This window comes from Rhizobium sp. O111 (assembly GCF_055616315.1).
This window is the reverse complement of sequence record NZ_JBSHXL010000002.1, coordinates 750,815-774,467: the sequence shown is the minus strand read 5'-3', so window position 1 is coordinate 774,467 and position 23,653 is coordinate 750,815. Positions and strand designations below refer to the sequence as shown.

Annotated in this window: 24 protein-coding genes and 1 pseudogene; 6 read left to right on the top strand and 19 right to left on the bottom strand. The window is 61.4% G+C overall.

Going from position 1 to position 23,653, the window contains the following annotated elements; all coding sequences use genetic code 11:
* Nucleotides 1–12 precede the first annotated feature (12 nt).
* Both ACVTFQ_RS23110 and ACVTFQ_RS23105 read right to left on the bottom strand, forming a co-directional pair.
* The gene (locus ACVTFQ_RS23110) at nt 13–1,209 is read right to left on the bottom strand and encodes an efflux RND transporter periplasmic adaptor subunit (RefSeq protein ID WP_113176924.1); all 1,197 of its coding nucleotides are present in this window, start codon (nt 1,207–1,209) and stop codon (nt 13–15) included.
* Nucleotides 1,210–1,370: 161 nt separating this feature from the next.
* A complete protein-coding gene (locus tag ACVTFQ_RS23105) occupies nt 1,371–2,135 on the bottom strand; it encodes an SH3 domain-containing protein (RefSeq protein ID WP_113176923.1) in 765 nt (254 codons plus the stop codon).
* A 19-nt stretch (nt 2,136–2,154) separates the two neighbouring features.
* Between ACVTFQ_RS23105 and ACVTFQ_RS23100 the strand changes: the two genes are divergently transcribed.
* From ACVTFQ_RS23100 to ACVTFQ_RS23090, 3 genes are all read left to right on the top strand, one after another.
* A complete protein-coding gene (locus tag ACVTFQ_RS23100) occupies nt 2,155–2,364 on the top strand; it encodes a hypothetical protein (RefSeq protein ID WP_162741258.1) in 210 nt (69 codons plus the stop codon).
* Between the two features lie 80 nt (nt 2,365–2,444).
* Complete coding sequence (locus ACVTFQ_RS23095; RefSeq protein ID WP_113176922.1) at nt 2,445–3,164, top strand: response regulator; 720 nt, start codon at nt 2,445–2,447, stop codon at nt 3,162–3,164.
* The gene (locus ACVTFQ_RS23090) at nt 3,165–4,502 is read left to right on the top strand and encodes an ATP-binding protein (protein WP_113176921.1); all 1,338 of its coding nucleotides are present in this window, start codon (nt 3,165–3,167) and stop codon (nt 4,500–4,502) included.
* 448 nt (nt 4,503–4,950) lie between these two features.
* Here the strand turns inward: ACVTFQ_RS23090 and ACVTFQ_RS23085 are convergent, their stop codons facing one another.
* From ACVTFQ_RS23085 to ACVTFQ_RS23035, 11 genes and pseudogenes are all read right to left on the bottom strand, one after another.
* Complete coding sequence (locus tag ACVTFQ_RS23085) at nt 4,951–5,271, bottom strand: hypothetical protein (protein ID WP_113176919.1); 321 nt, start codon at nt 5,269–5,271, stop codon at nt 4,951–4,953.
* A gap of 119 nt (nt 5,272–5,390) precedes the next feature.
* Nucleotides 5,391–5,630 (bottom strand): cysteine rich repeat-containing protein, encoded by a 240-nt coding sequence (locus tag ACVTFQ_RS23080; protein WP_112435445.1) that lies wholly within the window; start codon nt 5,628–5,630, stop codon nt 5,391–5,393.
* 305 nt (nt 5,631–5,935) lie between these two features.
* A pseudogene (locus ACVTFQ_RS23075) lies at nt 5,936–7,027 on the bottom strand (SAM-dependent methyltransferase); the annotation flags it as partial.
* On the bottom strand, nt 6,999–9,656 hold the full coding sequence (locus tag ACVTFQ_RS23070) for a nitrate reductase (protein WP_113176917.1): 2,658 nt from the start codon (nt 9,654–9,656) through the stop codon (nt 6,999–7,001). The pseudogene ACVTFQ_RS23075 and the gene ACVTFQ_RS23070, both read right to left, overlap by 29 nt.
* Before the next feature lie 242 nt (nt 9,657–9,898).
* Entirely contained in the window at nt 9,899–10,234 is a 336-nt protein-coding gene (nirD, locus tag ACVTFQ_RS23065; protein ID WP_113176915.1) for a nitrite reductase small subunit NirD, read from the bottom strand.
* 4 nt (nt 10,235–10,238) lie between these two features.
* On the bottom strand, nt 10,239–12,701 hold the full coding sequence (nirB, locus tag ACVTFQ_RS23060) for a nitrite reductase large subunit NirB (RefSeq protein WP_113176914.1): 2,463 nt from the start codon (nt 12,699–12,701) through the stop codon (nt 10,239–10,241).
* A 4-nt stretch (nt 12,702–12,705) separates the two neighbouring features.
* Nucleotides 12,706–13,503, bottom strand: a complete 798-nt coding sequence (locus ACVTFQ_RS23055; protein ID WP_112533117.1) for an ABC transporter ATP-binding protein — start codon at nt 13,501–13,503, stop codon at nt 12,706–12,708.
* 11 nt (nt 13,504–13,514) lie between these two features.
* Nucleotides 13,515–14,408 (bottom strand): nitrate ABC transporter permease, encoded by an 894-nt coding sequence (ntrB, locus tag ACVTFQ_RS23050; protein ID WP_113176913.1) that lies wholly within the window; start codon nt 14,406–14,408, stop codon nt 13,515–13,517.
* 56 nt (nt 14,409–14,464) lie between these two features.
* On the bottom strand, nt 14,465–15,763 hold the full coding sequence (locus tag ACVTFQ_RS23045; RefSeq protein ID WP_113176912.1) for a CmpA/NrtA family ABC transporter substrate-binding protein: 1,299 nt from the start codon (nt 15,761–15,763) through the stop codon (nt 14,465–14,467).
* A gap of 371 nt (nt 15,764–16,134) precedes the next feature.
* A complete protein-coding gene (locus ACVTFQ_RS23040; RefSeq protein WP_113177052.1) occupies nt 16,135–17,406 on the bottom strand; it encodes a CmpA/NrtA family ABC transporter substrate-binding protein in 1,272 nt (423 codons plus the stop codon).
* Between the two features lie 52 nt (nt 17,407–17,458).
* Nucleotides 17,459–18,061 (bottom strand): ANTAR domain-containing response regulator, encoded by a 603-nt coding sequence (locus ACVTFQ_RS23035; RefSeq protein ID WP_047514356.1) that lies wholly within the window; start codon nt 18,059–18,061, stop codon nt 17,459–17,461.
* A gap of 229 nt (nt 18,062–18,290) precedes the next feature.
* Here ACVTFQ_RS23035 and ACVTFQ_RS23030 point away from each other — a divergent pair, with 229 nt between their 5' ends.
* The 3 genes from ACVTFQ_RS23030 to ACVTFQ_RS23020 all read left to right on the top strand — a co-directional run bounded on the left by ACVTFQ_RS23030 (nt 18,291) and on the right by ACVTFQ_RS23020 (nt 20,704).
* On the top strand, nt 18,291–18,593 hold the full coding sequence (locus tag ACVTFQ_RS23030; protein WP_113176911.1) for a BA14K family protein: 303 nt from the start codon (nt 18,291–18,293) through the stop codon (nt 18,591–18,593).
* A 99-nt stretch (nt 18,594–18,692) separates the two neighbouring features.
* Nucleotides 18,693–20,087: a sensor histidine kinase gene (locus ACVTFQ_RS23025; RefSeq protein WP_112982889.1), complete on the top strand. Its 1,395-nt coding sequence runs from the start codon at nt 18,693–18,695 to the stop codon at nt 20,085–20,087.
* The gene (locus ACVTFQ_RS23020; RefSeq protein ID WP_113176910.1) at nt 20,084–20,704 is read left to right on the top strand and encodes a response regulator; all 621 of its coding nucleotides are present in this window, start codon (nt 20,084–20,086) and stop codon (nt 20,702–20,704) included. Before ACVTFQ_RS23025 ends, ACVTFQ_RS23020 begins: the two co-directional genes overlap by 4 nt.
* A gap of 3 nt (nt 20,705–20,707) precedes the next feature.
* On the opposite strand, the gene ACVTFQ_RS23015 is transcribed toward ACVTFQ_RS23020, so the two are convergent.
* The 6 genes from ACVTFQ_RS23015 to ACVTFQ_RS22990 all read right to left on the bottom strand — a co-directional run bounded on the left by ACVTFQ_RS23015 (nt 20,708) and on the right by ACVTFQ_RS22990 (nt 23,552).
* On the bottom strand, nt 20,708–21,250 hold the full coding sequence (locus ACVTFQ_RS23015; protein WP_113177051.1) for a hypothetical protein: 543 nt from the start codon (nt 21,248–21,250) through the stop codon (nt 20,708–20,710).
* Between the two features lie 79 nt (nt 21,251–21,329).
* Nucleotides 21,330–21,617, bottom strand: coding sequence for a hypothetical protein (locus tag ACVTFQ_RS23010; protein ID WP_470424019.1), 288 nt, complete (start codon nt 21,615–21,617; stop codon nt 21,330–21,332).
* Between the two features lie 12 nt (nt 21,618–21,629).
* Nucleotides 21,630–22,040, bottom strand: a complete 411-nt coding sequence (locus ACVTFQ_RS23005) for a response regulator (RefSeq protein ID WP_313760936.1) — start codon at nt 22,038–22,040, stop codon at nt 21,630–21,632.
* 8 nt (nt 22,041–22,048) lie between these two features.
* A complete protein-coding gene (locus ACVTFQ_RS23000; protein WP_111564997.1) occupies nt 22,049–22,366 on the bottom strand; it encodes a hypothetical protein in 318 nt (105 codons plus the stop codon).
* A gap of 80 nt (nt 22,367–22,446) precedes the next feature.
* Nucleotides 22,447–23,043, bottom strand: coding sequence for a BA14K family protein (locus tag ACVTFQ_RS22995; protein WP_113178250.1), 597 nt, complete (start codon nt 23,041–23,043; stop codon nt 22,447–22,449).
* Between the two features lie 110 nt (nt 23,044–23,153).
* Nucleotides 23,154–23,552, bottom strand: coding sequence for a DUF1236 domain-containing protein (locus ACVTFQ_RS22990; protein WP_037183745.1), 399 nt, complete (start codon nt 23,550–23,552; stop codon nt 23,154–23,156).
* Nucleotides 23,553–23,653 lie beyond the last annotated feature (101 nt).

Sequence of the window (23,653 nt, the reverse complement as noted above, 5' to 3'; positions counted from 1 at the left end):
TTGTTGCTCCGATCAGTTGGCGGCCGGATGGGAGCCGGCGGACTGCTTTGCCTCGGACTGGGCTGACGCCGAAGCGTCTTTCTTCTGCACCTTGTCGCCAGGCCGGACGCCGGAGGCGGCATTGCTGATCACCCAGTCCTTCGCGGCCAGAGAGCCCTGGATCTGTTGCAGCTCGTCGCTGCGGTCGAGCGGATTAACCGAACGGCGCTCCACGACATCTTCGTCGTTGACTACGAGCACATAGCGACCTTGCTGGTCGGTGCCGATTGCCGACGGCGGCACAAGCAGGGCGCCGTTCACCACGCCCAAGGGGATGCGCAGGCGCAGAAACAGGTTCGGCACCAGATCGCGGTCCTTGTTTTCGAAGACGGCGCGCACGGAGAGCGTTCCGGTCTCTGCATCCGTCTGCGGTGCGATGTAGTCGAGCCTGCCCTTATGAGGGAAGCCGTTATCGGCCTTGGACGCGGCTTCGACTGTGATCGTCTCCACGTCCTTCGCCGTCAATCCACGGGCGCGCGCCTGCTTGCGAATACGCAGCATGTCGGTGTCGGAGATCGAGAAGGATACATGGATCGGGTCGAGCCGGACGATGGTTGCAAGCATTGTCGGGCTTCCGCTGCCGACGAGCGCGCCGACATCGGCCTGATGCTCGGTGACGAAGCCGTCGAAGGGCGCCGTGATGGTCGTATAGCCGAGATTGATCTGCGCCTCGCGCAGCGATGCCTTTGCCTGGTCAAGCTGCGCCTTGGCTTCGTCGCGGCTTGCCCGTGCATTGTCGACATTGGCTTGCGTCGTGGTCGACGATTGCGACAACTGCTCCTGGCGGTCAAGTTGCACCTGCGCATTGTTGAAGCTTGCTTGCGTCTGCTCGACCGTTGCCTGGGCCTGCTGGAGCTGCGCTTCATACTGGTCGGGTTCGATCAGGAACAGGCGCTGGCCGGCCTCTACCTCGGTTCCATCTTTGTAATCGATGGACCTGAGATAGCCTGAAACGCGTGCGGTGAGCGCAACGCTATCGAGCGCCTTGGCCGTGCCTGTCTCATAGAGGTAACGCGTCACGTTGGCGGATTGCGGCTGCATGACGGTGACCGATTTTATCACCGGGGCTTGCGGCGGCTGATCGTTGCAGGAAGCAAGCGGCACCGCGATGGAAAGCAGGATAAGGCCGCGTCCACAAAGACCGGAGATGGGATTTTTTGAGAGATGCATGCCAACTTGCCTTTACGCAACAATGGTCGATTGAATTCAAAAGTGGCCATGGTTGTCGCAAGTTGGCGTCGCGGTGGCATTACAGCTTTGTTGCAATTTGTTGCGGACGCCGCGGCGAACCGCGGCGTCTTGTGCGCGATGTTTCTGTGTCATCTCCTCGCTCAGGGGCGGTCGAAGCCACCGTGCCGGATGACGGTGTTTCCCCTCGGGCCGCGCGTGACCGAAGCGCCCGCGCATCGCTCGTCGTTGCAGCCGCCGATCGCGGCCCTGCCGCCGCCGCGCGGGCCATGGGTGACCGCGGCACCACCGCAATTGCCATCCTGGCAGCCGCCCGCGACGTGCCGTCCGCCACCGCGTGGTCCGTGCGTAACAGCGGCTGCGCCGCAGCCATTGTCGTTGCAACCGACAGCGACGGAGCGGGAATAGCCGCCATAGTAGCGGTTCCACTGACCATACCAGGGCTGCGCATGATAGTGGGCGTCCCAATAGGCCACCGTGAAGGCGACGGTGGCGATGCCAACCGCCGGCACGACGGCTGCCGTGAGCACCGTCGGCTGGCCTTTATAGATCACCTGCACGTAGCTGGCGGCGACCCAGCCGCGATAGCCGCCCCAGCCGATGTCGCACCACGACTGATCGGCGATGCATCCATAGACGGATAGCGACGCACTGCGGGGCAGCACACTGACGACAGGATAGCGCGTGCTGGGGCCGGCGCGCAGGTTGACGTCGGAAAGCGCTATGCCACCCGTTGCCGCGAAGCTCTTGGTCACGCCGCCGAAGCAAATCACGAACAGGAAACTGATGGATAGCACGACGATCAGTATGCCATCCCGCACCCAGCCGGCCACTCGGTGGAGTTTGGCGGCGTGCGCGCCGGCCGTGGCAGCGGCGGTATGGCTGCCTTTACGTTGAACCGCATTCATTGGTGGATACCTTTCTCTGATGAGCCACGGTATCGAGAATGCGGGCCGATCTTTGATGCGCTATTGCAGATTTGCTTCCAAACATTACAGCCGGCTGCTCCGACAAATCGGGTCGCGCGATGCTGTCGCCTGCAACAAATTGCAATATTTCTGCAACGCTGGCGAAAGGCGGGTGTCGTTTCATGCGAGTTCGTTTGGTCAGCTTGCTTGGTCGATGACGCAAGAGTGACCTCGGCGTTTTGCAACAACATGCCGTATTGATGACAGAATGCTACCAGGGGCAATGACCGCCAGAGACGAGGAAGCGCAATGGACGAGACGTTGAAAATCCTTGTTGTCGAGGACGACCCGGAGATCAGGGACCTTCTCGACGAATTCCTCACGGGCGAAGGCTTCCTGGTGCACACCGCCGATAGCGCTGCATCCGCCGACCGGCTGATTGAGCGCAAATGGGCGGATTTGGTCGTTCTCGACGTCATGATGCCGCGCGAAGACGGATTTTCGTTCTGCCGGCGCATCCGCGCACGCTCGCAGGTGCCGATCATCATGCTGACGGCAAAGACGACCGATATCGACCGCATCGTCGGCCTGGAGTTCGGTGCGGACGACTATCTCGGCAAGCCGTTCAATCCGCGCGAACTGCTTGCACGCATTCGCGCGGTCCTGCGCCGCACCTCGCCGGCCGGCGGAGCGCTGGAGGCCGCTAACGGGATCAAGCGCTTCGCGGGGCTGATCGTCGATCCCGAGGCGCGCACGATCTCGACCGAGGACGGAACTGCCGTGCCACTGACGACCACGGAATTCGATCTGCTTGCCTGCTTCCTCGACAGGCCGAAGCGCGTGCTGTCGCGCGACCAGCTACTCGATCTGACCCGTGGCACGAGCGCTGAGATCTACGACCGAACGATCGACGTCGCGATCTCGCGCTTGCGCACGAAGCTCGCCGCTTGCCTGCCGCCAAACGTGCAGGTCATCACCACTGTGCGAAATGCCGGTTATCTCTTCAATCTCAATGTGACGGACGGCTAGATGGGCCGGTTCGGAATTCTCTCGCGCATTGCCCTCATCGTTACGGCGGCGCTGTTTCTCGGCCAGATGGTGGTCCTGCTCGCCTTTCTCTGGCAAAGCGGACGCTCCCCATTGCCGCCGTACGCGATCGCCGATCGTGTCGTCGCGGTCGTCCGTCTTCTCGATGAGACGTTGCCGCAGGCGCGCCAGCAAGTGCTTGATGTAGCCAATGCCCAGGGCTTCGGCGTGACTTATGCTGCTGGCATACCGGCCGATTTCAAGGACAATCTCAGCATCTCAAGGCTTCGTGTCGTCACCCAGGCGAAGATGGAAGAATATGCGCCTGGCCGGATCGTTCGAACCGGAACCCGTCTCGGCGAAGCCGATAGCCGCGACGCCTTTACGATCACCTTCGTGGTCGGCCTGAAGAGCGGTGAGGTTGCTATCTTCACCATCTCCGACGAGACGACGCTCAGGATCTGGAATGTTCCGATCGGCTTCCTGGGCGGCCTGTCCGGCATTGTCGTTGCTCTCCTTGCTGTGATGGCGGTCGCGCGGGAAACAAGGCCGTTGACGGAGCTTGCCCGCAGTATCGACGAACTTGGAAATCGCGTCGAACCGGTCCCGGTCAAGGAGCGCGGCGCGCGCGAACTGCGCACCCTGATCCGCGCGATCAACAACATGCAGACCCGCATTCTGGCACTGCTGACCAATCGCACGCTGTTTCTCGGCGCGGTTTCGCACGATCTGAAGACCTATCTGACACGCTTTCGACTGCGCCTCGAGATGATGCCGGCCGGCCCGCACCGCGACCGGGCGGTGCTCGACGTCGAAGCGATGGAGCATCTGCTGAACGACGTCCTTCTCTTCGCCAGCGAATCCACCAATCCCGAGACGTCTGAGGAAATCACCGACATCAACGAGGCGCTGCTCTACTGCGCATCCGGCCTGGAAGACGTCAGCGTTGATCTCTCGACGGCTCCCAAGGCGCTCACCGTGCGTATGCCAAGATCGGCGTTGTGCCGGGTAATCGACAACTTGCTTTCCAACGGCGTGCGCTATGGCAATCATGTTCGCGCCCACACCGAGCGGCGCGACGGCGTTGCCTGCCTCGTCTTCGAGGACGACGGCCCTGGAATAGCGCAGGAGGATCTCTCCATCGTCTTCGAGCCCTTCTTCCGCGGCGAACCGTCCAGAAATCGCGGGCACGGAGGTACGGGGCTTGGCCTTTCGATCGTCAAGCAGATCCTGGATGCCCATGGCGGCAGAGTGGTGCTTTCGAACAGGGATACTGGTCGCGGCCTGCGCGCCATGGTCTTCCTGCCACTCGCGGCCGCTTCGGCGACGGTCACAGACTGAAACAATGTCGAATTAGGCTGGCAAATCGACAGGGCTATGTCTGTGCATCCCGACGTAGCGTGACGCCGCGTCTCAAGCCAGGAGTTGCATTCATGCCCATGAAACCGAAGCGACAGTATCGACAGCTGCTTCAAGACCCGTTGGTCCGTCAGATGATGACGGCGGACGGTGTGTGCCCGCGCGAGCTCGAAACGCTGTTGAACGAGATCGCCGACCGATTGCGGGACAGAGGAGAGACCAGCTCGGTCACCTACATTATGTTACACTCCAAGGCCGGACGCTCCCTCGACGAACAGCATTCCGGCTCATGCAGCCGGCTTCTGAGAATGGGGTGTTCCCCGACGATGCATCGATCGCATGGAAACGAAAAAACACCGCAGTCCGCCGGGATTGCGATGTTTGTCATAGCGAGGCGAGGGGCTCGTCGGTGACTGAGCCCCTCGCATTGCTATCGCGGCAGCGGACCGTGTACCTTCCATTTGAAATCACCATCGCCGTCCGATTGCTGCGACAGGCTGGTCTTGCGATCGGTGGCGACCAGGCAGTCGATGAGCTGATCGCGCAGCCCATCGAGCGCATTGGTGAAGACGCCGCTTTCGTCTCTGAAGCTGTAGGCGAGGTCGGCGACCTCCGTGAAGGCTATCGCTTCCGAAACGCACGGATAATCGATGTCGCTATCTTCGGCGGATGCAACCGAGGACGTCATGGTGAGCGCCGCAAGAGTGGTGGCGGCAAGAGTTATCCTGGAGGCGGTGCTGGATCGCTTCATGTTTGCTTCCTGACGTGCGTTGTTTGTCGGGCGTAAGAAACGCTGCCCGTCCCGCTTTGTGGTCGGTCCGGTGGGGACGGGCGGCCTTGATTTCCTGGTGTGGGCAGCAGAACAGAACGCTATTTCTTGGCCGCCAACAGCTTGTCGATGGTTGCCGAGCACATGCTTGAGAGCTTGGCTTTGTTTTCCTTCACGCAGGCCATGATCCCGCCGTCACCCGGCTGCACGCCTGGACATAGCTGCTGGATGTCCTGCTTGCAGTTGTCGCGAAGCTCCATCTTCTGCGACATCGAAAGCTGCTGCTGGGCGGATGCAGTACCCGCGGAGATGAGAAGGAATGTGATGATGTAACGGTTCATCGTGGGTGTCCTCTGCTTGTGGAATGGGCCGCCACAGGTTACCTCGCGGCGTTTAAGTGCCGACCCGCCGCCACCAGGGAAACGTCATCGACGTGGGGCAACGAAGCCGGCGCGACCGTTTTCGCAGCAGCAGGTCGCATTCCGATTGCAGGATTGTTTCCCAACGTTACAAACTTGGACGCCAAGAGGCGAACACGGAAGCGGTCAGCACCTTCCGGATTTCCGATACATTGGCGCTCGAGAGACGAGTATCATGCGTGAAGCTGCGGAAGGTCCGGCATTCTTCTCGCGTTCGACGTGGGTGCCGAAACGCTCCTGCGAGCAGCCTTGATACCGGCTGCGGGAATTCCGGGAACGATGTCGAACGGAACGTTCGCGCGCTCAAGGGATTGGATCTCGGCTGCGGTGCGTCCACAGCTCATCGGATCGCCCATTTTCAATCTGACCACGCGCTTTCCGTTTCTGGCCAGCCGGATCATAAGGTCGTCGGCGTCCATCCTGTTACCGTCAGCGCGACTTGCCACCGGCACGCGTTGTGCCTCGCGTCGGGCGAGCTCCAGAATATCAGGCGAGACAAGATCGTCGAAAAGAATGATGTCTGCGGTCTGCAGCGCGCGAACGGCTTTCAACGTCAGCAGTTCGGCGTCGCCAGGCCCTGCGCCAACCAGCGCGACACGCCCGTTCGTCAGGCTGGATAGCTTTGCGAGTTCGTCTGCGTCTTGAAGCAATAGTTCACCAAGCTCGCGCGCCGGCTTGTCCGAACTTGCGAAAACGCGGTCAACAAACCGCTCCCAGAACAGCCGTCGCAGTGATGCGGTCTGCAAGCGCTGATTGACAGATGCGCGGAGTGATTGTGCAAGCTCCGCCCAGGCTTTCAACGTCCTGGGCAGCAGCGTCTCGATCCTCTGTCGGATCGCCTGGGCGAGCACCGGGGCTGCGCCATCCGTCGAGATCGCTATCACCACCGGCGACCGGTTGACGATGGAGCCGAACTGAAATTGGCAGAGCATTGGCTTGTCGATAAGGTTGACCGGAACGCCAGCGCCGCGGGCGGCGTCAAAGAAGCATTGCGCCTCCTCCATTTGCTCGCAGTCGCCGATCGCGATGGCAGCCCCACTCATGATCGTGGCGTCCCATGCCCGTGGGAGGTGGGTGAGGGTGCCTTGCGGATGGGCGGCACCGCGCGCGAGGAGAGCCTCAAACGTTTCGGATAGTGTCTGCGCATAGATTTGAACCTGTGCACCGCAGGCAGCGAGCAATTCGGCCTTCCAGGCCGCGGCATCGGAACCGCCGGCGACAACAACGCGCTTTCCCTCGAGTGCCCAAAAGACGGGAAGCTTCGAAAGCGCTTCCACGCGCGCTGAGCCATCATTCCGCTGCGGCCGCAAGACATCCATCGATAATCCCCTTGATCTCCGCGCGGCAGGAGCCGCAATTGGTTCCCGCGTTGGTCTGCTTTCCAACGGCCTCGACACTGCTGCAGCCGCTGCGGATCGCGGCAGCGATTTGATTGACCCCGACACTGAAGCAGGAGCAGACGGTGGCGCCCGGGTCCGGCTTATCTGCACCCGGCCGACCTGCGACGAGTGCGAAACGTCTGCGCAGATCGTCGTGCGTGGCGCCAAGCTGCGAGATTGCCCAGTTGCGGGCGACCGCCACCGGCTGCCGGGCGATGAACAGAGCGGCAATCAAGCGATTGCCGTTAAAGAATGCCAGCCGCATGTCGCCGGATTGACGATCAGCATAACCCAATGGCTCAATGTGATCCGGGATGGCGAATGTCTCCCGGCACCAGCGATGCCAATCTTCTTGCTGCGCATCAAATGCAAGTTCCGTCCGCCAGCCGCCATCGGCTTTCGCCAATGCCCAATAGGCCGAACCCAACGCCGTTGGCTTGGCAACGGATATGGCGAAGCCGTAAAATGCAGGCTTGAGCGGGCGCACGGAAACGGCGACATTCTTGGAGGCAGGCTGACCGGAGACGGGGTCCGTAACCGGCGCAACGACGGCGTCGATACGGGATTTGGCAGCGAATTGGTCATTCCAGTGCATGGGAACGAAGACGCTGCCACGGGCCTGTCGCTCTGTGATGAGCGCGCGGGCGATGGATTTTCCGTGTGGGCTCTCGATTTCAACGAGCGCGGCATTGCCAACGCCGATTTCCAATGCATCCCGCGGATGGAGTTCCGCGAAAGGCTCGGCAATATGTGAGGAAAGCCGGGCGCTTTTGCCCGTTCGGGTCATCGTGTGCCATTGGTCGCGGATCCGGCCGGTATTGAGCGTAAAGGGATAGTCGGCATTGGTGCGATCACAGACTGTAGGCTGGATTGCGATAAAGCGCGCTCTTCCGTCGGCGTGATAAAAGCCACCATCGGCGAAGAAACGCTTGTCGGATCTTGCGCGGCCCGCTGCCTGCGGCCACTGGAAAGGCGCCAGCGCTTCATATGCGGCGTTGTCCAGGCCCATGTGGGCGCCTATGTCGAAGTCGCGGCTGCCACCGTTTTCGAAGGCCGAAAGAGCTGCGTGCTCCCGGAAGATCTGCGAGGAGGAGCCGTAAGTGAAGGCTTTCGCAAAGCCCATGCGCCGAGCAACTTCGGCTAGCTGCCACCAGTCGGCGCGAGCTTGACCCGGCGCCTCAAGGAAATCGCGCTGGCGCGAGATGCGGCGCTCCGAGTTGGTGACCGTGCCGTTCTTCTCGCCCCAGCCAAGCGAGGGCAAGAGGACATCGGCATGGCGGGTGGTGTCGGTGTCGCGCAGGACATCTGACACGACGACGAAGGGGCAGGCCTTTATGGCGGCTTCGACGGCATCAGCATCCGGCATGGAGACGACGGGGTTGGTCGCCATGATCCAGAGCGCCTTGATCCGGCCATCGGCGACAGCCTTGAACATGTCGACCGCTTTCAGGCCGGGCTTCTGGGCAATAGCAGGTGACTGCCAGAAGCGCTGGACGCGATCGCGGTCATCGGCGTTTTCGATCGCCATATGGGCGGCAAGCATGTTGGCGAGGCCGCCGACCTCGCGGCCGCCCATGGCGTTCGGCTGGCCGGTGAGCGAGAAAGGCCCCATGCCGGGCCGGCCGATGCGGCCGGTGGCAAGGTGGCAGTTGATGATTGCGTTGACCTTGTCGGTGCCGGATGAGGATTGGTTCACGCCCTGGCTGTAGCAGGTGACGACTTTTTCGGTCGCCGTAAACAGGCGATAGAATTCGCGCAGCTGCATGGCCGGCAGGCCGGTCTGTTCCAGGATGTCGTTTGAGGAGAGAAGCGCGGCCGTGGCGAAAGCCTCGTTGAAGCCGCTGGTGTGCTCCGCCACGTAGTTCTGATCGATCGCGCCAGTCGAGATGAGATGGGCGAAGAGGCCCATGAACAGCGCGACGTCGCTGTCGGGACGAATGGCCAGATGCAGGTCGGCGATATCTGATGTCATCGTCCGGCGCGGGTCGATGACCACGACCTTCATGCCTGGGCGCGCTGCCTTTGCAGCGGCAAGGCGCTGATAGATGACGGGGTGGCACCAGGCGAGGTTGGAGCCGGTAAGGATGACGAGATCGGCGAGCTCAAGATCTTCATAGACGCCGGGAACCGTATCGGCGCCGAAAGCGCGTCGATGGCCGGCGACGGAGGACGACATGCAGAGGCGAGAATTGGTGTCGATATTGCCGGAGCCGATGAAGCCCTTCATCAGCTTGTTGGCGACGTAATAGTCCTCGGTGAGCAGTTGGCCGGAGACGTAGAAGGCCACGGAGTCCGGGCCGTGTTCGGCGATCGTATTCGAGAAGCGGTCGGCGACGACATCAAGGGCTGTTTCCCAATCCGTTTGCTGTCCCGCTATTTCGGGGTAGAGCAGGCGTCCGTCGAGATCGATGGTTTCGGCGAGCGCGGAGCCCTTGGAGCACAGCCGCCCGAAGTTTGCGGGATGGTCGGGATCGCCTTTGACGGAGACGGCGCCATCATCGGTGACCGTTGCGATCACACCGCAGCCGACTCCGCAATAGGGACATGTGGTCTTGGTATCAGTGGGCATGGGGGTGCGCCCTCAAGTCGCTGAGAGCGTGGTCACCCCCCTCTGTCCTGCCGGACTGCCGGGGTCGAGCCACGGGTCTCGACCCGCGCTTCGCGCCCCCCACAAGGGGGGAGATCGACTCGTTGTTGGCCCTTTGCGAAGCAATGGGCGTTGAAGCGAGCGGGTGCGCCCAGCCAATCTCCCTCCTTGTGGGGGAGATGTCCGGCAGGACAGAGGGGGGTAATCTCTCCACCATCGCTCAACTACTCCGCCGCCATCATCAAGCTCTCGAACGCGATAAACAGCGCCCCATCCTCGTTCCTCACCGGAATGGTCCTGACCTCGCCCTCATCCGCCCCCAGAGCCTTGCCGGTTTCCAGCGAGATCACCCAATTATGCAGTGGGCAAGTGACCGCCTTCGCATGCACGATCCCCTGCGACAGCGGCCCGCCCTTGTGCGGGCAGTGGTCTTCGATCGCGAAGACCTCGTTCTCCGCCGTGCGGAAAACGGCGATCTTGCCCTGAGGGGTCTTCACGCAGCGGGCGCCGCGCAGCGGGATGTCGGAAATGTCGCCGATCGGGATCCAGTTCATGTCCATCTCCTCACTCCGCTGCCTGGGGAAAGCCGATCGTCGCCATCGGCTTGAATTCGTGCTTGTCCTTGCCGGAGACGCGCTCCGACCAGGGGTCGACCTGAGCGAATGTCTGCGAGAAGACGAAGCGGTCGTAATAGGCCTTGCGCTTGTCGGCATCGCCGATGATCTGGCGGCGGATTTCTTCCAGCCCGACGCGCTTCGCCCATTTGTAGATGCGCTCGAGATAGCGGGCCTGCTCGCGGTACATCTGCGTCAGCGCCACGATATGCTCCAGCGCCTCGTCTTCGGTTTTGACGAGGCCGAGAACCTCGGTGCCCTTGATGTCGAGACCGGCAGCCCCCGCGAAGTGGATCTCGAAGCCACTATCCACGCAGATGACGCCGATGTCCTTGCAGGTCGCTTCCGCGCAGTTACGGGGGCAACCGGAAACAGCAAGCTTCAGCTTGGCCGGCGTCCAGGAACCCCACATGAATTTCTCGATGCGGATGCCGAGGCCGGTGGAATCCTGTGTGCCGAAGCGGCACCAGTCCGAACCAACGCAGGTCTTCACGGTACGCAGCCCCTTGGCGTAGGCCTGTCCGGAGACAAAACCGGCCTTGCCGAGATCGGCCCAGACGGCCGGCAGGTCTTCCTTCTCGATCCCCAGCAGGTCGATACGCTGGCCGCCGGTGACCTTCACCATCGGGATTTCGAATTTGTCGACGACATCGGCGATGGCGCGCAATTCATTCGCGTTCGTCACGCCGCCCCACATGCGCGGGACCACCGAATAGGTGCCGTCCTTCTGGATATTGGCGTGGACGCGCTCGTTGATGTAACGCGACTGGTAGTCATCGGCGTATTCGTCCGGCCAATCGCAGACGAGGTAGTAATTAAGCGCCGGGCGACACTTGGCGCAGCCGCAGGAGGTCTTCCATTCGAGTTCCTGCATGACGGCGGGGATCGTTTTCAAGCCCTTGGCCTTGATCAGGCGGCGCACGTCGTCATGGCCGAGTTCGGTGCAGGTACACATCGGGGTCACGGCAGCCGGATTGTAGCTGTCGCCGAGCGTCAGCGACATCAGTTGCTCGACCAGGCCGGAGCAGGAGCCGCAGGATGCGGAAGCCTTGGTGTGGGCGCGGACGTCGTCGAGCGACGTCAGCCCCTTGGCCGATATCGTCGAGGTGATCTTGCCCTTGCATACGCCGTTGCAGCCGCAGATTTCCGCATCATCCGGCAAGGCTGCAACGGCCGCCATAGGGTCCAGCGGCGACCCTCCCTGGTAGGCCTGACCGAAGATCAGCGTATCGCGCATCTCGGTGATGTCGGTCTGCTTCTTCTTCAGATCGTTGAACCATGCGCCATCGGCTGTCTCGCCGTAGAGCACGGTGCCGATGATACGGTTGTCCTTCAGCACCAGGCGCTTGTAGACGCCGGCGGTGGCGTCGCGCAGCACGATCTCCTCGCGGTCGTCGCCATCGGCGAAGTCGCCGAGCGAGTAGAGATCGATGCCGGTGACTTTCAGCTTGGTCGGCGTGTCCGAATGAACGAAGGCCGGCGAGGTATCGCCCGCGAGGTGCGAGGCGGCGATGCGGGCCATTTCGTAGAGCGGCGCGACGAGGCCATAGACCATGCCGCCGACCTCGGCGCATTCGCCGAGCGAGAGGATGTCGCCGTCCGAGGTGCGCATGCCGTCGTCGACGACGATGCCGCGATTGACCGCAAGGCCGGCTTCCTTCGCCAGGCCAACATTCGGGCGGATGCCGACGGCCATGACGACGAGGCTTGCCGGAATGACGCGACCGTCGTCGAGCTCTATGCCCTCGACCTTGCCGTTGCCGACGATCGCTTTGGTGTTGGCCTTGGTGATGACCTTGATGCCGCGTTCCTCGACGGCCTTCTGCAGCAGATAGCCGGCGGCGGGGTCGAGCTGGCGCTCCATCAGCGTCGGCATGACGTGCAGAACGGTCACATCCATGCCGCGCTGCGCGAGACCGGCCGCGGCTTCCAAACCAAGCAGGCCACCGCCGATGACGATCGCCTTCTCGCGTGATTGCGCGGCCAGCAGCATGGCCTGCACGTCGTCGAGATCGCGATAGGTGATGACCCCTGGCAGGTCCTTGCCGGGGACGGGAATGATGAAGGGCACGGAGCCGGTGGCGATCACCAGCTTGTCGTAGCTCTCGGTCACGCCGTGGTCCGAGGTCACCGTCTTGGCAGCGCGGTCGATGGCAACGATCTTGTGGCCCTTGTAGAGCGTGATCCCATGATCGATATACCAGCCGTCGCCATGGATAACGATCTGCTCGTAGCTTTTCTCACCGGATAGAACCGGCGACAACATGATGCGGTCGTAATTGACGCGTGGCTCGGCGTTGAAGATCGTGACCTGATACTGGCCCGGCGCTTTTTCGAACAAGTGCTCGAGCATGCGACCGGGCGCCATGCCGTTGCCGATGATCACGAGTTTTTCGATGCGGGTTTCTGACATGGGGTTACTCCGCGGCTTCGACAAAGCGGTGGCGTTCGTAGAGGAACTTCAGCACGGCTTCGCGGCATTTGAGGTAGGTTCGGTCGGAGGCGAGCTCGATGCGGTTGCGCGGGCGGGCGATCGGCACGTCGAGGACTTCGCCGATCTTTGCCGCCGGACCGTTGGTCATCATCACGATGCGGTCGGAGAGCAGCACCGCTTCGTCAACGTCGTGGGTGATCATCACCATCGTGTTGCCAAGGCGGGCGTGGATTTCCATGACCGCATCCTGCAGATGGGCGCGCGTCAACGCGTCGAGCGCGCCGAACGGCTCGTCAAGCAGCAGGATCTTCGGCTCCATGGAGAGCGCCCGGGCGATGCCGACGCGTTGCTTCATGCCGCCTGATATCTCGGAGGGACGCTTGTCCTTGGCGTGGGCCATCTGCACGAGATCGAGGTTCGCCATCACCCAGTCGTGGCGCTCGGCCTTGCTCTTCGAATTGCTGAACACCTTGGAAACGGCGAGGTTGACGTTTTCGTAGACGGTGAGCCAGGGAAGCAGGCTGTGGTTCTGGAAGACGACGGCGCGTTCGGGACCGGGGGCGTTGACCTCGCGGTTTTCCAGCAGCACGGCGCCGGAGGAGACCGGCGTCAGGCCGGCGATGAGGTTGAGCAGGGTGGACTTGCCGCAGCCGGAGTGGCCGATGATCGAGACGAACTCACCCTTGGAGATCGTCAGGTTGATGCCCTTCAGCACCTCGGCGCGCACGCCGGCCCGGTCGAAATGCTTGTCGATATGGTCGAGCTTGAGATAGGCGGTCATGGTCGTTCCCTTCAATTGGCCGAAGCGCCGCGGGTGATCAGCTTGCCGACCGCCGCCACCAGCTTGTCGAGCGCGAAGCCGACGACGCCGATGTAGGCAAGCGCGACGATGATGTCGGGCAGGCGGGACGAGTTCCAGGCATCCCAGATGAAGAACCCGATACCGACGCCACCGGTGAGCATTTCAGCGGCGACGATCGCCAGCCAGGACAGGCCAACACCGATGCGAAGGCCGGTGAAGATGTAGGGGGCGGCCGAAGGCAGCATGATCTTGAAGAAGAACTCGATCTGGTTTAGCCGCAGGACCTGGGCGACGTTGCGATAATCCTGCGGGATGTTGCGCACACCGACGGCGGTGTTGATGATGACCGGCCAGATCGAGGTGATGAAGATCACGAAGATCGCCGAAGGGTTGGCGTTCTGAAAGGCCGCAAGCGAGAGCGGCAGCCAGGCAAGCGGCGGCACGGTGCGCAGCACCTGGAAGATCGGGTCGAGGCCGCGCATCGCCCAGACCGACTGGCCGATGACGGCGCCGACGATGACGCCGACCACAGCCGCCAGGCCGAAGCCGTAAGCGACCCGCTGCAGCGAGATCAGCACGCGCCAACCGAGCCCGATATCCTGCGAGCCGTAGTCGAAGAAGGGGTAGGCGATGAGGTCGAAGCTCTCCTGCCAGACCTGATGCGGCGAGGGAAGCGAGGCCGTCGGCGACGAACAGAGCACCTGCCAGACGCCAAGCAAGATGGCGAGCACAACGAGCGGCGGTAGGACGTTGCGGGCAAGCGTGGCCGCGATCTTCGCGATGTTGATCTTTGCCGCCGGGCGCCTTGCGAGTGGCAGGATGGTGGCGGTGTTCGTTGCGGTTGCCGATGTCGCGATCGTTTGTTTCTTGGCCAAAGCGGGCATTCTACGCTCCTCTTGCGGGATGGAAGAGCCGGCGCGGTCCACGCCGGCGGCACGGATCAGGACGCGACCTTGATCGTCAGGCTATCGAGATAGGCGGAAGGGTTTTCGGGATCGAAGACCTTGCCGTCGAAGAAGGTTTCCTTGCCGCGCGAGGACGATGCCGGGATGTCGGCGGCGGCGACGCCGAGGTCCTTGGCGGCGGCGCGCCAGATGTCCTCGCGGTTGACCTCGTCGACCAGCTTCTTGATGTCGGTATCCGGTGCGAACTTGCCCCAGCGGATATTCTCGGCGAGGAACCAGCTATCGTGGCTCTTGAAGGGATAGGAGACGCCACCGGCCCAGAACTTCATGTAGAGGTCGGTACCCTGGGCAACCCGGCCGTTGCCGTAATTGATGTCGCCCTTGAGACGGCCGAGCACGTCCTTCGGCGGCACGTTGAACCACTGGCGCTTGCCGAGCAGTGTCGACATCTCTTCCTTGTTATCCATGCTGTCGCACCATTGCTGGGCTTCCATCACGGCCATCAGCAGTGCCTTGGCGGCATTCGGGTTCTTCTCGACCCAATCCGAACGCATGCCGAGCGCCTTCTCGGGATGGCCCTTCCACAGTTCGCCGGTCGTTGCCGCCGTGAAACCGATGCCCTGGTTGACCAGCTGTTCGTTCCAGGGCTCGCCGACACAGAAGACGTCCATGTTGCCGACCTTCATGTTCGCCACCATCTGCGGCGGCGGGACGACAATCGTGGAGACATCCTTGTCCGGATCGATGCCACCGGCGGCGAGCCAGTAGCGGATCCAGAGGTCGTGCGTGCCGCCTGGGAAGGTCATGGCGGCCTTGATCTCCTTGCCCTCGGCTTTCTTCTTCTCGAAGGCGGCCTTTAGCTTGGAGGCGTCGAGCTGGACGCCGGTATCGGCATATTCCTTGGCGACAGAGATGCCCTGGCTGTCGTAGTTCAGCCTGGCGAGGATGGTCATCGGGACCGGCAGATTGTTCTGTGTCACCTTGCCGGTGTGCATGAGATAGGGGAGCGGCGAGAGGATGTGGGCGCCGTCGATGCCGTTGGCAGCTCCGCCGAGAACGAGGTTGTCACGCGTTGCACCCCAGGAGGCCTGCTTGGCGACCTCGACATCGGGCATGCCATGCTTGGCAAACAGGCCCTTCTCCTGCGCGACGATGAGCGGCGCGGCATCGGTGAGCGCGATGAAGCCGAGCTTCGCGCCCGTCACCTCGGGGCCCGCACCGGCGGCGAAGGCGCCTGACGGGAAGGCGCTGCGCACCGCCGTGATAAGGGCTGCGGTTGCTGTCGTCTTCAACATGCCGCGACGTGTGATGCCGGTCGTGATTATCTTGCTCATTGCGCAGGTTCCCTCTGCTTGGTGCTGGCCGGAATTTTGGGAATAAAAAAACGCCGCTCGGCAGATGCGTCATCGGGAGGGAGGGTCCCGGACTGCAAAGGCCTTGCGACGTCGATGTCTTTTGCGAGCGCTTATCGCGCGCTCATCTCGCACCGATCGCCGTTGACCGGTGCGGTTTAAGCTCTGCAAGGCGCATGCCAGTTTGAGATTAATTTACTAATGCGCTGAAAAGACAAACAAACCGGCGACGTTTGGTCGTCTGCCTATTTTGTGCCCTTGGATGCGTTGCGGCTAGTTTTTAAGCGCCTGCCATTTCGGCGGCATTTCTCGGTGCCGGGAATTTGTGCAAGGCAGCAAGTTTTTGCAGGCGATCACACGCCGCCTTCGTCGATCGCGCCCAGTCGCTCGCTGCGCACAGCAAAGCTCGACACATAGGCTGCGAAATTTGTGGGGTCGAAGATGTGCCCATCCATGAACCGATCTCCGTCCTTGTCGCCCTCGACGCGAATGTCGGCGTCGGGTGGAGTGCTGTCGGCGCCGAGTGCCGCGCGGTAGAGGTCGGGTCTGTAGGCCGTAGCTGCGGCCCTGGCGTGGTTCAACGACATCTCCGCCTGTCCCCAGCGTACCATCTGGCTGTAGATCCAGAGCGCCTGACTGGGGCGCGGATAATTGGCGAAGCGCGAATGAAACAGGAAGTAGTCTTTGACGACGCGCCGGTTGCCCTTGGCGTCGAGGCTGAATTCACCGGCGAGCACGTGGCGAATGATATGAACAGGGGCCGCTATGTACCGCTGGTCTGCGAGCGCTTCTGCCAGCGCATCGTGATTTTCGACACGATCACACCAGCGCGCCGCGGCATCAAGCGCTACAATGAGCCGGGACACCGTTTCCGGGTGGCTCTCGGCCCAGTCAGGCCGCATGCCGATCACCTTCTCCGGGGCGGATGGCCAGATATCCTGCTTGGCGGCAACGATGCGACCAACCCCGCGTTCGGACGCTATCATGTTCCAGGGCGCGCCGACGCAGAAGCCGTCGATGGCGCCGGCCGCCAGCGCGTCGGATGTCAGTGGGGGCGGTACAACGACCAGTTTGACATCGCTATCGGGATTGATGCCGCCGGCCGCCAGCCAATAGCGGAACTCGTAATTGTGCGATGAGAATGGGTAGGTCATGGCAAGCGTGGGCAAAGCTTCGCCGCGCTCCTTCATATCCGCCACCACCATTGCCAGAGCGCGCGCGCTTTCGAGTGCGCTGGGCGTCTCCGGAAGTCGCGCCGTGTTGCGCATTCGCTCAAACAGCTGGGACGACAGCGTGATTGCGTTACCGCCGCGACCAAGGGAAAATGGCGTAATCGTGGGCGAGGGGTTCGAGCCCAGACCGAGCATCGAGGCCACGGGCATCGGCGAGAGCATATGGGCGATATCGAACTGCCGGAAGGCGAGGCGATCACGAACATTCGCCCACGACACATCCTTGACAAGGTCGAGCACAAGGCCCTGCTTTTCGGCAAAGCCGAATTCCGCAGCCGCGATGAGCACCGACGCATCGACGAGTGGAATGAACCCGGCACGCAGGGTCGTCGGTCCTTCCGTCGCTATGCTGGCCGGAGCGGCCAATCCGCTCGCAGAGCTCTGGGTCGTCATCTTGTTCACTCCGGTTTCCTCCGGGCGCCGTGCTGATCGCATGCCGTAGCCATCACATCAGCAATCCGGCAGCGGTCACGACACTTTGCGCGATCTCGGCGATCTTCTTCTTTTCGTTCATAGCTGTCTGCCGAAGTAGCCCAAAAGCCTCTTCCTCCGAAAGACCGCGCATCTTCATCAGAATGCCTTTCGCCCGGTCGATGATCTTTCTTTCCTCGAGAGCGGTCTTCGCTTCGGCTAGCTCGCGCTGCAGCCTGTTGAAAGCATTGAAGCGACTGACAGCCATCTCGAGGATTGGTTTGACGCGCTCTTTCTTCAGTCCATCGACAATATAAGCCGAGACGCCGGCTTCCACGGCCGCGACAATGGAATCCTCGTCTGATTTGTCCACAAACATGGCGATCGGGCGCTTAACCGCGCGCGAAATCTGGAAGATGCTCTCCAGCATGTCGCGGTTCGGGTTCTCGAGATCGATCACGATTACATCGGGATTGACCTCCTCGATGCGGCGGGCGAGGCCGTTCATGTCATCTACGACAGTCACACGCTGGTAGCCCGCCTCGCGGAGCCCCAATTCGATGATCGAAGCTCGGATGCTGTTCTCGTCGATAACCAGCACATTCAGGCTGGACTTGGATGGTTCAGACGTTGCCACAGGCAGCCAGCATTCCGTTCAAAGAGCGTCAATGTTCGTGATGATGAAATGCTCGATCTGAGCCTAAAAATCAATCAAATATTGAGTTGCTCATAATTTAATCGCTAATATGGCTTGAGTAAGTCGAACTCGCCCCAGGCGTGCCGTCGTGTCTTCATGTCCTAACCACAGGCTTGGGAACAAAAACAGAAGACCGCCGTTGTTTCCCAGTATTACCAAGGAGGCAGCAATGGCCAAAACTTGCAAAACGGCATCTTCACTTATCACGATTGCTCTTCTGCTTGTCTCCTCCGTCGGATCAGCACACGCTTTCAGTATGGCAGGGGCCGCCGAGAAGATGCAGCCGCGTTCGAAAAGTGCCATCGCTGCGTATGCGCAGGAGGGAAGCTCTGAGGATAGCGGCGATTTTCTTCTTTCAAAGAAAGAGGTTAGCCATATCCGCTGGTGCGCCGAGCGCTATCTGTCCTACCACGCGACCGACAACACTTACGAGAGCTCGGCCGGCACGCGCACCGCTTGCGTTTCCCCTTGAATGCACTGCCTGCAAGCGCTTGGCGTACTGCGCGCCTGGAGCCTGGAAAAGTTCTGAATGAGCGATAGGTATCCGGGATCTTCTCACAACTGGTTGATCATGAACTGGATTTCCCGCTGGACGGCCCGCTCTCTCGCGCTGCGATTTGTCGTCGTTGGCGGCCTGGTCAGCTTGGCGGCTATGTTCATCGTCGGTTATCTGGTGTCAAAGGTCATCGAAGATGCCGTGATTCATAATTCCGGCGCCGCGACCGCCCTTTATGTCGACAGTGTCGTTGCTCCGCTTCTTCCCGACATGCAGAAGGCCGCGCCGCTCGACGAGGCGAGCGCGCTGGCGCTAGATGAGACGCTTGGCCAAGGGGCGCTCGGAAAGCGATTGGTGTCGTTCAAGCTGTGGCGCGGGGACGGAACAATTCTCTACTCCAACGACAAGGCGCTCGTCGGAAAACAGTTTGCAGTCAACGACAAGCTTCGCCAAGCATTCGCAGGAACGCTGGTCGCGCGCTACGAGATCGCCGACGACCCCGAAAGCACCACCGAACGTTCGCTCGGCAAGCCATTGATGGAGATTTATAACCCTGTTCTCCAGCCTTGGTCCGGCCAGGCCGTCGCGGTCCTCGAATTTTACGAGACGGCCGAAGGGCTGGGCGAAAGCCTGACGCGAGCGAGATTGTGGAGCTGGTTTGGCGTCGCGGGTCTGACCTCTGTATTCTTCGCGGTTCTCTCAGGACTGGTCTTTCGCGGGAGCCGAACGATCGAGGACCAGCAAAGGGATCTCGCCAAACGCGTTGCGGAACTCTCGGCATTGCTTGCCGAAAACAAGGGGCTGCAGGGCAGGCTACAGCGTGCATCCCAGCGTGCCGCATCCTTGAACGAGACCTATCTGCGCAGCATTGGCGCCGATCTCCACGACGGTCCGGCGCAGCACATCGCATACGCTTCGCTGCGGCTGGACAGCGAATTGCTGATCAGTGCGGAGACGCTGCCCGACGAGCGCGAGAAAGAACTCACCTGGATCCGCTCCAGCCTTGCCGAGGCGATGACCGAGATCAGGGATATCTGCAAGGGACTGGTGCTTCCGGAGATCGAAAAGGCTTCATTTGCCGAAATCGTCAACCGCGTCACCGAAGCCCATCAAATGAGAACCGATACCACCGTCAACACGGTGATCGAGCAGGACGGCTCGGAGCCGGTAGCGGCGGTGAAGATCTGTATCTACCGGTTCATTCAGGAAGCCTTGAACAACGCCCATCGCCACGGCGGCGGCATCCAGCAAGCCGTTTGGGCCACCCTTCATCGCGGGCATGTTACGATCGAGGTCAGTGATCGCGGCGAAGGCTTTGATCCAAACCATGTCAGGCCATCGAGCCTGGGGCTTGTCGGGCTCCGCGAGCGGGTCGATAGTCTTGGCGGAACGTTCGAAGTGAAGACCGGGGACAAGGGCACGATCCTGACGATGACCTTCGAACCGATGGAAACGGGAGAGCAGAGATGACGTCCATTACGGTTGGGATCGTGGATGACCATCCATTGTTTCGCGAAGGCGTGACGCGTAGCCTTTCCGAAATCAGGGACTTCCTCGTCGTCGGGGAGGGTGCCACCAGCGACGACGCGGCAATGATCGCGGCCGACCAGCATCCCGATGTCATGCTCGTCGATGTGTCCATGCCAGGCGGTGGCTTGAGCGCGATAGGCGAGATCCTGCAACACAGCCCATCGACGAAGGTGCTGATGCTGACCGCGTCCGAGGAGATCGACACGCTCTTGGGCGCGCTTCAAAGAGGCGCGATGGGATATGTTCTCAAAGGTGTTGGCTCCAGGGGTCTAGCGGAGGCGATCAGGACCATCCTCAAGGGAACCCGTTATGTGTCTCCAGCGATGTCCGCGAAGGTGGTGGATGTCTCGCTGGACAAGGAGCCATCCAAGAACAGCCTGACGCCGCGCGAACGCGAGGTGATGGATCTGGTGGGAGAAGGCCTGTCCAACAAGCATATCGGACTGCGGCTTGATCTGCAGGAAAAGACCGTCAAGCATCACATGACACAGATCCTGACGAAACTGGGCGTTTCCAATCGAACCGAGGCTGCCCTGCGCTGGCGCGGCCGAGGTTAGAGCCTATGGAACAAATCGGTTCAGCCGGCGAACATCAGTGGCTGTCGCCTGCCTGTCCACGATCGTCCGGCCTTTCGAATCCCGCATGATGTAGCGGCCGCGACGCAGCGTTTCTGTGATGCCGTTGCGGTGGCGGACATCGACACTTCCGTCAGAACTTTCGCTCGCCTGAGCGCCTGAGGCTGATGATGCGGAGTTAGACGACGGCGACGAACCGCCGGCCTTGGCAGAGTTGCCGCTTGCGCCGGTGCCTCCGTTGTTTTTTCCATTTCCACCCGCATTGCTGGAGCTGTTGCCCGCGTTACCCGAGCTGTTTCCATTGCCGGCGCCGTTGCCGCTCCCATTGCTGGAACCGTTTCCATTATTGCCGCCGTTGCCATTTCCGCCGCCATTGCCGTTGCCGTTATTGCCGTCCTTCGCATGCGCGGCATTCGTCGTCGGCGCCGGAAGCGGCCCGAAGCTCAGCGTCAGTGGCATCGCAGAGATAACAATGGCGACCGTCGCCCCGCATCCCAGTCTCAGCAGGCAGCGCCTTGAAAGCATGATTGCGCCCTTTCCAGCCTTATGCCCTTGTCTACGCAGATGACGGCGCATGGATCTCCGCTGCACCGATCTTTCGCATCGATCATTCGACCTCTGGGCGATCGGTCCGCTGTTTGTGGCGAAATTCGACCACCTGCCGCATCTGCGCCAGGCGAAGCTCAAGCGCGGTCCGATCCATCGATGGGGCAAGCTTGGCGAGTTCATCGGCCAGAATGTCCATTTCCCGGAGGAAGAACAGCAGGTCGAAGCCACGTTCGAGCTCGGTGGCCGCGTCGTTGGCATCATGCGAACCGCTCCGTGACGACGCGGGCTCCGCCAAGATGATCTCGGCGACCGCATCGCCGGCGTGCCTGGCTCGAATGTTTGTCACGATGTGCTCCTGTCAGTGCTGTTGCGGTTTGGACGTGGCATTTCCCGCGCCGTCTTGTGCATTCTGTTGCCGCGCGCGGCGGCTGTGCCACGCCGCGGCCTGGCGCAAGCCCTCAACCACGCTCGGTGCACTTGGTGGTTTGACGACGACGTGCACCCCGTCCCGGCTTTCAATAAGATCAGGATTGCCCGTCAAGTAGACGATGCCGACGTTGAAATGCTCGACTAGCTGCCTTGCGATCTCCGGCCCTGTCAGCCCATCGGCGAGGCGCACGTCCAGAATTGCGATATCCGCCTCCGGCGCCAGCTCCATCGCTTCGGCGGTGTTTCGGGCGATCCCCGCGATCTCGAAGCCTTCGGCCATCGCGATGTCTTCCACCATCAGCGCAAAAGCCGGCTCGTCCTCGACAATCAGAACACGCATGATCGCTCCTAATGTATCGTTGGCGACAGGTGGCGAAGGTCGGGGTCCGGCGCGTCAAAGATTCCAAGAAGCTTCTCGAACTCGATCAGCACCAACTGAAATTCCACATCATCCATGGCGGCGATCTGGATAAGCTCCGAAGACGCTCGAGCGATGAGCGTGTCGAGCCAGATGCATTTGTCCGCTCGGATACGCCCCAGCACGTCCTTTCTGATATCGCGCAACTCGGACAAAATGCGAGACACCAGTTCGATGCGCTCATCGTGACCCATCCACTGCAAACCGTTGCGGGCTTGCCGGATCTCAGCTGTCATCTTTGACGGCATCACCCGCCCTCCTGTCGTATCGATGAAGCTAACCACGACGAACTAGCCGATAACACGGGCTTTGGTCCCAGATGGGTCGACTATTCGTTTGCAGCGACCGTCTGGGCTTCAGCCGGCGGCGTGCACTTCATGCGGGGGCCATCGTAGGGCTGATAGGTGTTGTCTTCCGCACGGTAGGATTTGTAGCGATTGGCGCACCAGATCGCCGCGTTTGCCAATGGGTCGGCGGCAGTTGATGACGTGGACGCCATGGCGTCCACGCTCTTCTCCGATGAGGGTTGGCAGACGCGAACTTGGCCCTGGAATGAACGATAGGTGTTCGTCGCTGGATCAAACGACCGGTAGTGCGACGCGCACCAATTCAGATGTTCGGCCGACAGTTCGATCGATGGCGGTGGGATATCGGCAACCACAGGCGCGGCCGCGGCCGGTCGCTTGGCGGCAACCCTCCGGCTGTCAGCCATCGCATATGTGGAAAGTGCAGGAGGCAACCGCTCATAGGTTTGAAGCGCGGGATCGACACGCGTGGGCTCTGTCGTCCAGAGATCGGCATCCCTCAGACCGCGCAAGCCTTGCTCCGTGTTCTCCGCCATGCCGATCGATGCCACGGCCGCTGCGACCGTAACCGTGCCCACGACCGTAGCTATTCCAAACGCAACGCTTGCGAGCCCGTTCATTGTCGTCATCCGTTGTTGTGTGAGGATGTTCGCTCGCCACCGCCATCGGCGGCGCCGGATCAATCAGGCCGGGCGGCACGGCATGCGCCACGCCACCCAACCGAGCGCGATCAATTGATGACCTGGATCACCTTGCGGGACGAAGGTTCGATGATGACCCGTTCGTTGTTGACGATCGCGTAGCCATACTTCGGATTTTCGGGAACTGGTGTGACCACGACGGTCTCTGGCAAGGCATGACCGACGACGACCTTTTCCTGCACGACGACAGGCGCTGCCGGAGCCGGCGCTTCGCGAACATAGGTGACGACCTTTGCCGGCGGCGGATCGATGATGGTGCCGACCACGGCGCCCGTGACGCCGCCAACAGCCGCACCGACGGGACCACCGACGATAGCGCCGGTAACGGCTCCGCCTGCCGCGCCATTAACGGTACCCGACTGCGCCATGGCAACGCCGGACATGAGGGTGATGGCTGCGATCGCAGTCGCTGTAAGTTTGAAAGACATGTTCATCTCCTTTTCTTTGCGACGCTCTGTCGCTGGGAGACAAACGGCTGTAATTACTGCAGGTTCCGGGGTCGGACCTCAGTCGGAGACGCCTCAGACCT